This window comes from Streptococcus parasanguinis (assembly GCF_023109675.1).
In the GTDB taxonomy this organism is placed as follows: Bacteria; Bacillota; Bacilli; order Lactobacillales; family Streptococcaceae; genus Streptococcus; species Streptococcus parasanguinis_I.
Window position 1 is genome coordinate 1 of sequence record NZ_JALDUR010000006.1, and the last position, 12,740, is coordinate 12,740.

A 12,740-nucleotide genomic window follows, 5' to 3' on the forward strand; every position below is an offset into this window, starting at 1 on the left:
CATACAAAAAGAGAAGACCTATCAGGTCCTCTCTAGATGTTAGCTTTTCGTCACCCACTACAGTTGACAAAGAACCACAAAAATAAGGTGAGGACAAAACCTCCACCTTATTTTTAATATCTTATAAACGATTTCCGACATTAATCCGGTTAATGGCGCGTTGAAGAGCAATTTTAGCACGACGTTCCATATCAACCGAATGCTGATCTTTGGCTTCTTCAATCGCTTTTTCAGCTCGCAGTTTGGCACGTTCTGCACGACTAATGTCGATATCTCGAGCACGTTCGGCAGAATCGGCAACAATGGTAATGACATTATCAGCTACTTCGATAATCCCACCATTGACTGCAATCCAATCAATATGTTTGTCATCGTCGACACGACGAACCTTTACTTGGTCTACAGCCAAAACCGCAATGGTATTGATATGATGAGGTAAAATCCCTAATTCACCATCAATTGTCTTGACAGATACAAATGCGGCATGATGATCATAAACCAGTCCATCCGGTGTAACGATTTGGACGTTCATTTGACTCATCTTTCACCTCTTCTTAGAATCCCATTTTTTCAGCTTTGGCGATCACATCTTCGATCGATCCAACACCACGGAAGGCATCTTCAGGAAGATGGTCATATTTTCCGTCCAAAATTTCTTTAAAGCCACGAACAGTTTCTCCAACTGGGACATAAGAACCAGGTTGACCTGTAAATTGTTCCGCAACGTTGAAGTTTTGTGACAAGAAGAATTGGATCCGGCGAGCACGAGCAACCAAGGTCTTTTCTTCGTCAGACAATTCATCCATCCCCAAGATAGCAATGATATCTTGCAATTCATGGTAACGTTGAAGGACGCGTTTGACTTCAGAAGCTACTGCATAGTGTTCTTCTCCTACGATTTCTGGAGAAAGGGCACGCGAGCTTGATGCCAATGGATCCACCGCAGGGTAGATCCCCAATTGTACCAATTTACGTTCCAAGTTGGTGGTTGAATCCAAGTGGGCAAAAGCGGTTGCTGGCGCTGGGTCTGTATAGTCATCGGCTGGCACATAGATGGCTTGGATGGATGTAACAGAACCTTTCTTCGTTGACGTAATCCGTTCTTGCAATTGACCCATTTCAGTTGCCAAAGTAGGTTGGTAACCAACGGCTGATGGCATCCGTCCCAAAAGGGCTGATACTTCAGATCCGGCTTGGGTGAAACGGAAGATATTGTCGATAAACAAGAGAACGTCCTGACCTTCAACATCACGGAAGTATTCCGCAATGGTCAAACCAGTCAAAGCAACACGCATCCGTGCTCCAGGTGGCTCATTCATTTGTCCAAAGACCATGGCTGTTTTTTCAATAACGCCAGATTCTTTCATTTCCCAGTAAAGGTCATTCCCTTCACGTGTCCGTTCCCCAACACCGGTAAATACAGAAATACCACCGTGTTCTTGGGCAATATTATGGATTAATTCTTGAATCAAGACAGTCTTCCCAACTCCGGCACCACCGAAGAGTCCGACCTTCCCACCTTTCAAATAAGGGGCTAAGAGGTCAATAACCTTGATCCCTGTTTCAAGAATTTCTTCTGAAGTAGAGAGCTCGTCAAAGGATGGAGCTTTTTTGTGGATGGAGTCACGAGGAGCATCCTCAGCAAAAGGTTGATCCAAGTCAATGGTATCTCCAAGAACATTGAAGACACGTCCCAAGGTTTCTTTTCCGACAGGAACAGAGATTGGACGACCAGTGTCCAAGACTTCCATTCCACGTGTTAAACCATCAGTTGATTCCATGGCAATGGTCCGTACGACCCCATCACCAAGTTCCAAAGCTACTTCAAGAACGACTTTTGATTTTTGTTGGTCATTTTTATAGACTACAAGCGCATTATTGATCTCAGGAAGTTTATCTCCAACGGAAAAGGCAACGTCTACGACGGGACCTACGACCTGAGAAATTTTGCCTAAACTCATGTCATTCTCCTATTCTAAGTAATTTCTACTGCTCAAAAGTTCTTTTTCGAGCATCTGTTTTTGTATATAAAATTGTATCCGACAACTATTCAAGGGCACTAGCACCAGCAACGATTTCGGTAATTTCTTGCGTAATCGCTGCTTGACGAGCACGGTTGTATTGAATCGTTAATTCATCAATGACTTTCTTGGCATTGTCTGTTGCAGTTTGCATGGCCATCATCCCCGCAGCATTTTCAGCTGTTTTAGCATCAATAATGGCACCATAGATCATGCTTTCAGCAAATTGAGGGAGCAATTGATCCAAAATAGCATCTCGACTAGATTCCAATTCTAGATTCAATACATAATCCTCATCTGCTTCATTGGGGTCCAAATCAATAATTGGAAGCATCTGTTCCACCCGCATTTGGCTAGTCAAACTGTTGACGTGATGGTTGTAACAGACGTACAACTCATCAAACAAGCCTTCCTGATACATTTGGACTGTTTTCGAAATGATCGTACGAACTTCCTTAAAGCTAGGTTGATCAGGCAAACCACGCAATTCATAAACCGGCTGAATCCCACGGGCACGGAAGAAATCCGCCCCGACACTTCCAATACAGATCACTTCAAAGTCATCTCCAGTTGGATGGTATTCTGCCTTCATTTCCATCATGGTTTTAAGGATGGAGGCATTGTAGCCTCCGACCAAACCACGATCGGATGTAATCACGATATAAGCTGTCTTTTTTACCGGCCGACTCACCAACATGGGATGGGACTTAGCATTTTCTGTTTCATGTCCATGGAGCAAGTCTGTTAGTAACTTACGTACCTTAGCAGCATAAACCTGAAAATCCTTGGCTGCTTGCTCCGATTTTCCGAGTTTAGCAGCAGACACCATCTGCATGGCATTGGTAATTTGACTGGTATTTTTAGTGGATGCAATTTTATTTTTTATATCATTTAATGAAACTGCCATCTTCCACTCCTATTTCTATTTGAAATTTGACTGGTTGACAAATTCTGTAAGGGCTGCATCCAGTTCTTCTTCTGCTGGAAGATCATGTGTTGAACGAATCGTCTCAAAGATTTGATCATAATGTGCTTCAAAGTAATCAAACAACTCTTCTTGGAAACGAAGAATGTCGTCTACTGGAACACTATCTAAGAAACCATGAGTCAAGGCGTACAAGATCACGACTTGTTTTTCAACTGTCAATGGTTCATGAACAGGTTGTTTCAAGACTTCAACTGTTCGGCGACCACGGTTCAATTTCGCTTGAGTCGCAGCATCCAAGTCACTACCAAATTTCGTGAAGGCTTCCAATTCACGGTATGAAGCAAGGTCGATACGAAGGGTACCCGCAACTTTCTTCATAGCCTTGATTTGGGCAGCTCCCCCTACACGGGATACAGAAGAACCTGCATCAATGGCCGGACGAATACCAGCATTGAACAAACTATCTTGCAAGAAGATTTGTCCATCTGTGATCGAAATCACGTTGGTTGCGATATAAGCAGAAATATCTCCTGCTTGGGTTTCAATGATTGGAAGAGCTGTAATAGAGCCACCACCCAATTCATCTGAAACTTTAGCTGAACGTTCCAACAAACGGCTGTGGAGATAGAAGACATCCCCTGGGAAGGCTTCACGTCCTGGTGGACGACGAAGAAGAAGGGACAATTCACGGTAGGCTACGGCTTGTTTTGACAAATCATCATAGACGATCAAAACGTGTTTACCGTTATACATGAACTCTTCTGCCATGGCAACCCCGGCATAAGGTGCCAAGTAGAGCAATGGAGACGGTTGGGAAGCCGAAGCGGTTACCACAATCGTATAATCCATGGCTCCGTATTTACGAAGAGTTTCTACTTGCGTACGAACTGTTGATTCTTTTTGACCAATCGCCACATAGATACAGATCATGTCTTGACCCTTTTGGTTCAAGATGGTATCGATGGCAATCGAAGTTTTCCCTGTTTGACGGTCCCCGATAATCAATTCCCGTTGGCCACGTCCGATTGGAACAAGGGCATCAATGGCTTTCAAACCAGTTTGTAGGGGTTCTGAGACAGATTTCCGTTGCATAACGCCAGGAGCTGGTGTTTCAACTGGACGGAATTTATCTGTCACAATCTCACCCAAACCATCTACTGGTTGGCCCAGTGGGTTGACAACCCGACCAATCAAGGCATCCCCTGCAGGGACTTCCATGATTTTACCTGTACGACGGACAGAGTCTCCTTCACGAATATCCGTGAAATCACCCAAGATGATGATCCCAACATCCGTTGTTTCTAAGTTTTGGGCCATCCCGTATGAGCCATTTTCAAAGATTAACAACTCACCACTCATGGCATTTTCAAGCCCATGAGCGCGGGCAATCCCGTCACCAATGTAGGTTACAACACCTGTCTCAGTGACGTCAAAGTTTGGCTTGAAATTTTCAATTTGTTGCTTAATTAAAGCGCTGATTTCTTGTGCGTTAATCGCCAAAATTCACACCACTTTCTATTTCAATTTAGATTTTATAACTTGCAATTGGTGTTTGAGACTGGTATCCAACGTTTTATGATTGGCTGTCACGACAAAGCCACCAATTAAATCTGGATCGATCTTTTGTTGGATCGAGCGAACTTGAATCCCAAATTTTCTTTCGATAATGGGTACTAGCTTTTGCTCTTGAACAGGATCCAAACCAGCAACTGTCGTAACAGTGACGACAAATGCGTTGCTCAACAGTTGAATCTGATCCAAACAAATCGTTACAATGTCATAAAATAAGGCTTCACGATGATTGAGAATAACCACTTCAATCAAATGGTCGAGTAATTGTGAATCAGAGGGTTGAAAAAGTCTTAGACTTTTTGCTTTCTCTTCATCCTCTACACCGATATGAGCTAAGAAGTTAGCAAGTCCAGTCTCCTCAAAAATGCCCTTGATTTGGGTCAATTTTTCAAAGACAAGATCTTGTTCTCCTTTTTCAAAGACCAATTGAACAAAAGGCTGGGTATATTTCTCAATCACCATCAGTTGCTTTTTGTCCATTAGGCTTCTCCTAATTCATCAAGATAGCGATCGATCAGTTGGCGTTGACCTTCAGCATCCAGCTGTTGACTCAACAATTTGCTGGCAAGATTGACAGTGAGATCTGCCACATCGCCTTTGATACTGTTCAATGCTTCTTCTTTGTTATGCGCAATTTCTTGTTGCGCTTTTTCTTTCAAACGTACTGCTTCTTGAGTGGCTTCTGAAAGGATCTGAGATTTGTTCTTTTCTGCAGTTTCCTTTGCATTTTCGACAATAGACGCAGCTTCTTTGCGGCTACCTGCCAACTCTTCTTCACGTTTACTTGCTAGTTCCTCAGCTTTTTGACGAGCTGATTCTGCTCCATCAATATCATCTGTAATCTTTTTGGCACGCGCTTCTAAAATTCCATTGATATTGTTCCATGCAAATTTCTTTATTAAAAAGATTAATAATAGGAAGGAACCAGCAATGAGAATAAAGTTACCAATAATTTCACTCATTGATACATGCATTCTTCTACTCCTCCTCTACTTACTCTTCACCATTAATTTTCTTACCAATATAAATTGATGACAACATGGTAAACACATAGGCTTGGATACATGAAATGAAAATCGAAAACGCTGTCCACGCCATGCTTCCAATAAAGGCAAATGGATACCAATAAACAGCTTGATGCGACAAAGTCACAAGCAAGCTTGCTAGTACCTCACCCGCAAAGATATTTCCGAAGATCCGAAGTGCCAAGGAGGCAAAGTTCGTTAATTCTTCCAAAATATTCATGGGGGTCATAAATCCGGGTGTCACAAAAGCCTTTAAATATTCCTTCACACCACGTCTGCGAATTCCTTCTACATGGGCGATTAAGGTGATCAAAAATGAAAAGGCAAAGTCATAACCCAGGTTAGCGGTTGGTGATGTCCACAAATTGTAACCATTGGTCGTTTCGATTTTAGCCATCAATCCAATGTTATTGGCTACTAAAAGAAAGAGGAAAAGAACAAACAAGAACAAGGAATAGTCCTTTATGTAATGTTCCCCAATATTTCCTTTTGTAAAGCCTACGACAAAGTCATATGCGTATTCCAGCACATTTTGTTTGCCTTTTGGTCGGATCGACATTTTTCGACTGGCCCAATAAATGAAGCCAAAAACGGCGAAAACAGAAATCAGGGTCATAGCAAGTAGGGTCAAATTAAAAGATACAGGTCCAAGAGTAATCGTTGGATTGATACTTTCTTCCAAGGTTTGACACCTCCTTTTCTAAAATAGAAGCGTCTATTTGATAATAAAGGCCATAACCAAGGTTACGAAGAAAGTACCTTCGACAAAGGCAACACCAAGAATCAAGAGGCTACGCAATTGACCGATAATTTCTGGTTGACGAGACGCAGATTTCAATAAGCTACTCATCATCAAACCTTCTGCCAGTGATACACCAAAACAGGCTAAACAAAGACCTAAAAATGTTAAATTCATGATGAATTCTCCTTTTATAAAATTTTACCTCCTTAGTTTACTCCTAAAAGATATAATAGTCAAATATTTCCTATAAAAGTAAGCGTTTTAGTGAAATTACGTTATTTTTTTAATATGATAATTTTTCCTATCTACGATTGATTTCTTTTAATTTTTAGACGCTTTGTCCACCTCTATTCATTTTTTCTTCTAAAAAACTCTCACCTGCTCAGCAGATGAGAGAATTCGATTATTTAAAGATAGACGTTTTGAAACTGTCTGTTTGTTGCAGTAATTTCTTAAAGATTTTTTCTTTCAAGGCAAGGGTATTGTCAAATTTGACAGAACCATTCTTCAAACTGGCCTGATCTTTTTCAACCGCAGTTGCAAAGGCTTGTTTTAAGTCCTCATAAGAGCTATAAGTAGTCCCATCCACTTCAATAGCCTGAAGTCCATTTTTGGCACTGGTTACCACTTCATTGAAGTAGGCTTTCTTCCAGTCTTCAAGGGTACTGAATTTCCCATCAGAAATCTTTTGAATGATGTAATCATCCCCTAGAGTCGCATGACCTGCTTGTTTGGATTCTTGTTTATACTTGTTTGAAGCATAGCCTAAGAAGCCTTTTTCATAGCCATAGTAACCCCAGAGTCTGAAGGTATTGTGTTTGAAGGACATGGCTCCAGGAGCCCCTTCACTGGTGTTTCCACCATAGATCCCTGTCATCATCGGTACCGTCACATAGGCTGAACCAAAGTCCGATGGATTATAGACACCATTTCCAGGACCACGATTGGTCATGAAGTTGTTGGTGATGAGATCATCTACTGAATGTAAGGTGATCGCTTTTTCCTCATCACTCAAAGGACGCACCTTATCAAATTGATTCTTGGTATTAGCCCCTCGGTATTGTTTATCAACCTTCTTGAACCATGCATTGTTCAAGTCTTGACTGCCTTTATTGAGGACGGCTTCTCCTTCTAGGTAATCCAGAAGCATGAGAGTGTCATTATAGCCTTTCATATACCGATCAATTTCGTCACGTGACTTCAAATCATTTGGATTGGTATTGTACCATTGGTTTCCATCGTTAGGACGTTCATAGGCCATATTGAGACCTAAGGCCTTGTATTCCCCATTTGGATTGGATACAGATGGCGTTTGTAACATGCCTTGGGCAAAGGCTTCGATATCGGTTCCTTCACGGTGTCTCCAACCACCTAAGTAAACCATACGGTCATTGACGTGCGTCGTTTCGTGGGTAAAGGCAGAGACCCCAAAGTCACTAATCATATCGGTCACCATGAAGAAGACAGAGTCGTCTTTATATGGATTTCCGTAAATTCGCGCCACTGCTCCCATCCGCCAATCTGTCGCATGGTAACGATCGGTTGGACCATACAACTCCCGAATTGGAGCGACATCTTTGCCACTGTTGGTGTGGCCATAACGGTCTGTACTAATGCCCTTGTAGTTTTGGTTATCAAGGACAGGGGTCGGCACCATATTATTGCTCTTCAAGAGTTGATTGCGTACCTTATCCGTTGCTAGACGTGACCAGAAATCTAGGTAATTCTGTTGTCCTTTAGCCACCTTATCAATTTCGGCTTTGAAGGCATTGCGTTCTGCTTCCGTGTTCTTGCCATATTTCTCGAAGGAACTATAGGCCATAGTGTTGTAAGTTGAAATCAAGAACATATGAGCATCTTTTAAGTTCAAGAGTGGCAAGATCATTTTACCGTGAACATCATTGTTTAAGCCCTCATAGGCTCTATGCTTAGCAGATGCGAAAGCTGGATTGGTCGTCTCAGGCTCCACAATATAGACATTGTCTTTGGTTGCTTTGATGAACCAATCATTCAAGTCTGTATCAGTTGTAAAGAGGTCCATATTGTACTTCAAGAAGTCATTTAGGTTCCCAGAAAGAGTCGATTTAGCCACGACTTCTCGGAAGGCATCGTGGGTACGAGTCCCTTTGATGTAGTCTTCTTTTGAACCAATTTCAATCAAGCGGTCTAAGACATCAACATTCTTCCCATAGAAATCTGGCTTGAACAACATGAGCTGTTTGAGATTGACATCATCGAACTTCACTCCATAATAGCGATTGAGGTATGACAAACCAAGAAGAACAGCGGCCTTGTTGTCATCAACTTTCTTGATAAGGGCCCGTTTGGCAGCCTCATCTGTATTTAATTGATGATCTTGGTTTTCAACTAGTTGTTTGACAAAGTGAGTCAGATTATCCTTGACTGCTTGGAAGCTTTCTTCAAGGTAAAGGTTCTTAATGGCATTGACTTTGTTAGGACCTGTTCGACCAAGATGTGTGTAGATTGGATCTGATTGTAATTCGACAGGGCTTAATTTTTCAACGATCGCACCAATGAGATCGCTCCGGTCTTTGTCCACCATATTTGGCGTATAGACCACTTCACCGAGCTCCGCCACACTGTACTCTTTGACTTGTTTGACTTTAGACTCTTTCGGTGAAATGCTAAAGATATCTTTTGTCTTATCGGCATAATGGATCAGGATGTGATCAGCATCAGCTAGTTCAGTAACAAAATCATTGCCCTTCATAGCAGTCACAGACAAGACTTCCTTGGTCAAGAGAGGACTCGTTGCAGCCAATTTATTCCCTTGGTCGACAATCCATTCTTTGTTGTAGAATGGTTGCAATTTAGCAATATTGCGGTAAGCTAGCTCACGAGTCGCATCGTAAGCAGTGATAGCCTTGTATTGATCGTCTTTGCTAACAAGGTGATTGAGCGTATCTTCAATTGGTTTCCTGCTGGTGAATTTATCAGCAGTGATTCCCATTGCTTCAATCTTCTGCTCAGCTTCTGCCAGCGAGATGCTAGGGATTTTACGGGAGTTGTTAAAGGTTTTCTTCCCTTCACTCACGCCTTCCACACTGTAATTGCGCTTGGTTCTTGAATAGGTGAAATAATCATCTGCGTCGATATCCGAGTGTCCGAAGACCATCTCACCAGTTTTGACTTTCATCATGGTGATGTTGTCTTCAATAGCACCCAAGGCCCAGTTGGTCCCCAGTAACCCACCAGATTGAACAGCTTCTTTCAGTTCAATTGAACCTTTAGCAACTGAATTTCTGAGAACCCCTTCTTTACCTACTGTGTGGTTATTTCCACCATTTTGAGAGGAATAAGCCAAACCTGCAGCTTTGGCTTTATTCCCAGTGATTTCAGCATCAACGTAAGCTTTTTCTACGACACCCTTCCAGTTCTCACCAACAACACCCGCTAGATAGCCACCTTTGTTCCCAGCAGCGTGCAGTTTCCCGATAAAGGCGACATTACTTACTTTCCCACTGCCATCAATTTTATTGACGATCCCTGCTACGTCATTGTTCCCAACAACACTTCCTGTTACTTTAACATTCTCGACAGTTGCATTATTTTTGATAACACCTGCTATTGGGGCTACTCGATCTGTCCCAGGTAGGTCAATATTGACATTTTCAAGCAAGAGATTCTTAACCGAGCCACCTTCGATGTTCCCAAATAATGGTCTTGTAATGTTATGGATGGCAAATTTATTTCCATTCGTACTTTCCAAAATTCCCTTGAAGGCATTGGTCACATAGGATTTCCCTACTGGCTGGACATTAGTCGCATTCATATTGCTACCCAGTTTAAAGGTACCAGTCGGATTGGCTTGCATAGCTTTTACAAGTTCGTTGAAATTGTAGTAGACATCCCCTTCATGAGCTTTGGGTTTTGCAATATAGTGGACATAGTCCTCACTAAACTGGTTGTCCGCAGTCCGTTGAATGAGATCAGGAGCTTTGGCTGTTACTTTGTAGAGGGTCACGCCATCTACCGTTACTTCTTCAATTTTATCAACGGCTAGTTTTGTAACCTTATTATCATAGGTAGTGACCTTTAAGTAGTAAGGCTTCACATCTGATGGTGTTTCAGACAAGAGGCTGCTATCGGTCTCAAGACCTTGGTCATCCACGCTAATCAGACTGGTTTCCTTGATGTTTTTGATTTCAACTTTTTTAAGATCAATTCTCAGTGGTTTTTCCTTGAGAACTTCTTCTTCATCCCCATTTCCACGGTCATACACCATGGTCGTTGCGAGCGTATAATCCTTGTAGTAGTCCAAGTCCGCTAAAGCAGCTGCCAAGTCCGTCTCTGAAAGGGTCAGGGTTTTCACCACTTGATCACCCTTCTTCAATACAGCCTGGATGGACTTGATGGTCACACCGTCTGGTTTATCCAAATGATAAGTAGCTTTAGCACTGCGCTTCAATTCTTCCTTATCGACCTGGGTCAAAGTTAAGGTAGGCTTATCAAGTTCTTTGGTCCCTTGTTGAATGATCTGATCTTGGGCTTGTTCTACTACTTCTTCAGAAATTGTAGGAGCATCCGTTGTTTTGACACCTTTAATGGTCTTATAGACCTTGGTGATTTTTTTCTTCCCATTTTTACCGACTTGAGAAACCCTTTCGGTTCCTTTTAGCAAGGTAACATCTTGTTCGGTTACCGTCTTAAATGGAATTTCTTCAAACGAAACATCCTCTGTTTGGCCTTCAATCGCCTTAGTCCCACGACTAATTTTTTCTGTCACAGGAGCTTTTACCGTTTCAGTGGTCGTACTGAGAGGCTCGCCAATCTTCTCACCATTGACCGTCTTATAAACTCGACGAATCTCCTGGCTACCAGCCTCGCCTTTCTGAAGGAGGCTTTCTTCATCGGTGTAACGATTGGCGTCCGTTACATACTCTGTTTCATATGGAAGGATTACCGTTTCTGTCTCTGTTACCGTCCCTTCCGTTACTTGATAGGTTGGGTTCTCCGGTTGAATAGGGGCTTCGCCGACATGGCCTTCTTCTTGTGTCCCTTTAGCTTCCACCACACCTGTATAGGCTGGGTTCTCTGGTTGAACAGGGGCTTCGCCGACATGGCCTTCTTCCTGTGTTCCCTTGGATTCTACTACACCTGTATAGGTTGGGTTCTCCGGTTGAACAGGAGCTTCGCCGACATGGCCTTCTTCCTGTGTTCCCTTAGCTTCCACCACACCTGTATAGGCTGGGTTCTCTGGTTGAACAGGAGCTTCGCCGATATGGCCTTCTTCCTGTGTTCCTTTATCTTCCACCACACCTGTATAGGTTGGCTTCTCCGGTTGAACAGGAGCTTCACCGACATGACCTTCTTCTTGTGTCCCCTTAGCCGTTACAACTGGAGAAGGATTGGGTTGAGGGGTTGGTTGGGCATCTTCTTTTGTCCCAACAGCAAGAATTTGTGAAACTGGTTCTTTAGTGACCTTGCTTTCAACGACTCTGCGAACTTCTTGTCCATCTACCACACTCACTTCTGTCAATAGGGTCCGCTCCCCATTTTGACCAGCAGTCAGCACCTTGGTTTGCCCTTTAGGTAATGTAGGATCAGCTTGTTTGACAGTTTCAAATGGCACAGGCTCAGTAGAGACTTCCAGGCTTGGTTTTTCAACTTGAGGAAAGGCTGGAGAGACTTCTGGGGTCACACGAGCTTGTGCTTCCACTTGTGGAATACCTGTACTTGTTTTGATCGTTCCTTCTACAGAAGGTTTCGTTTCCTGCATAGCCTTTGGCTCTCGTAAGCTCGTCTTTTGGACTGACGGGTAGCGCAGATAACCAATATAGTCATAACCGTCAATTTGAATCACGCCATTTGCAAGATCTTTGCTCGATGCGATCGCAAGATCCTGATTATAGGCGCGCAAAACTTGATTTTGTAGGGCTGCGACTTCAACTGGAAGTAGAAGACTTTGTCCCATGGCTCCAATCAAAAGGACGCCCATGACCTTCTTCCGGTGCTTTTTAGAGAGTAAGAGGACCGCAAAAGAAGCTGTGGCTAGACTTAGCCCAAAAAGGGCGACTTCCTGACTTCCTGTTTGAGGAAGAACCGACTGAATTGCTTCCTTCTTCTTATAGACGAGATAGAAAGTATCTTCATTTTGATACTCTTCAGGGATTGCATGAATCACCTGTGCTTTTTCTTCAGCAGTCAGCTCTTCTTCTGTCACATATCCTAAGTGAACATGAGCAGGTAGAGTCATCTGATCAGCTTGGACAGGACGAGCTCCTAACAAGCTTCCTCCTAATAAAAAGGCTCCAATGGCCACCGGACCAACACCGACAGTTAATTTCCGAATCGAATATTTGGTCATTTTTTCAAACGTTTGTTTCGCTTTTTTCATCCTAAAATTCCTATATAGTAATATTTAACCCTCGAGCAGGGACCTGATTATTTTTAGAGAGGATGGGATCCTTTCCAGAAATAAGAACCTTCCC

At 42.8% G+C, this 12,740-nt stretch carries 9 protein-coding genes; all 9 read right to left on the reverse strand.

The features are described from left to right. Positions 1–121: 121 nt before the first annotated feature. Entirely contained in the window at positions 122–541 is a 420-nt protein-coding gene (locus tag M1G14_RS05685) for a F0F1 ATP synthase subunit epsilon (protein WP_003002471.1), read from the reverse strand. 13 nt (positions 542–554) lie between these two features. After that, on the reverse strand, positions 555–1,961 hold the full coding sequence (atpD, locus tag M1G14_RS05690; RefSeq protein ID WP_003006453.1) for a F0F1 ATP synthase subunit beta: 1,407 nt from the start codon (positions 1,959–1,961) through the stop codon (positions 555–557). An 85-nt stretch (positions 1,962–2,046) separates the two neighbouring features. After that, positions 2,047–2,928: a F0F1 ATP synthase subunit gamma gene (locus M1G14_RS05695; RefSeq protein ID WP_003017744.1), complete on the reverse strand. Its 882-nt coding sequence runs from the start codon at positions 2,926–2,928 to the stop codon at positions 2,047–2,049. 15 nt (positions 2,929–2,943) lie between these two features. Further along, positions 2,944–4,449 carry a F0F1 ATP synthase subunit alpha gene (atpA, locus tag M1G14_RS05700; protein ID WP_003011619.1) on the reverse strand — a complete coding sequence of 502 codons (1,506 nt, stop codon included), beginning with the start codon at positions 4,447–4,449 and terminating at the stop codon, positions 2,944–2,946. A gap of 15 nt (positions 4,450–4,464) precedes the next feature. Continuing rightward, positions 4,465–5,001: a F0F1 ATP synthase subunit delta gene (locus M1G14_RS05705; RefSeq protein WP_013903319.1), complete on the reverse strand. Its 537-nt coding sequence runs from the start codon at positions 4,999–5,001 to the stop codon at positions 4,465–4,467. Then, complete coding sequence (gene atpF / locus M1G14_RS05710) at positions 5,001–5,495, reverse strand: F0F1 ATP synthase subunit B (RefSeq protein ID WP_004219970.1); 495 nt, start codon at positions 5,493–5,495, stop codon at positions 5,001–5,003. Before atpF ends, M1G14_RS05705 begins: the two co-directional genes overlap by 1 nt. 19 nt (positions 5,496–5,514) lie before the next feature. Continuing rightward, complete coding sequence (atpB, locus tag M1G14_RS05715; RefSeq protein ID WP_024055550.1) at positions 5,515–6,228, reverse strand: F0F1 ATP synthase subunit A; 714 nt, start codon at positions 6,226–6,228, stop codon at positions 5,515–5,517. Positions 6,229–6,261: 33 nt separating this feature from the next. Continuing rightward, positions 6,262–6,462: a F0F1 ATP synthase subunit C gene (locus M1G14_RS05720; RefSeq protein WP_003006433.1), complete on the reverse strand. Its 201-nt coding sequence runs from the start codon at positions 6,460–6,462 to the stop codon at positions 6,262–6,264. A 229-nt stretch (positions 6,463–6,691) separates the two neighbouring features. Continuing rightward, entirely contained in the window at positions 6,692–12,646 is a 5,955-nt protein-coding gene (locus M1G14_RS05725; RefSeq protein WP_247926385.1) for a ZmpA/ZmpB/ZmpC family metallo-endopeptidase, read from the reverse strand. Positions 12,647–12,740 lie beyond the last annotated feature (94 nt).

Bases quoted from the DNA above. Each gene is read 5' to 3' on its own strand.
- atpF (WP_004219970.1), bottom strand. From the start codon at position 5,495: ATGCATGTATCAATGAGTGAAATTATTGGTAACTTTATTCTCATTGCT.
- M1G14_RS05685 (WP_003002471.1), bottom strand. From the start codon at position 541: ATGAGTCAAATGAACGTCCAAATCGTTACACCGGATGGACTGGTTTAT.
- M1G14_RS05725 (WP_247926385.1), bottom strand. From the start codon at position 12,646: ATGAAAAAAGCGAAACAAACGTTTGAAAAAATGACCAAATATTCGATT.
- M1G14_RS05695 (WP_003017744.1), bottom strand. From the start codon at position 2,928: ATGGCAGTTTCATTAAATGATATAAAAAATAAAATTGCATCCACTAAA.
- M1G14_RS05705 (WP_013903319.1), bottom strand. From the start codon at position 5,001: ATGGACAAAAAGCAACTGATGGTGATTGAGAAATATACCCAGCCTTTT.
- atpD (WP_003006453.1), bottom strand. From the start codon at position 1,961: ATGAGTTTAGGCAAAATTTCTCAGGTCGTAGGTCCCGTCGTAGACGTT.
- M1G14_RS05720 (WP_003006433.1), bottom strand. From the start codon at position 6,462: ATGAATTTAACATTTTTAGGTCTTTGTTTAGCCTGTTTTGGTGTATCA.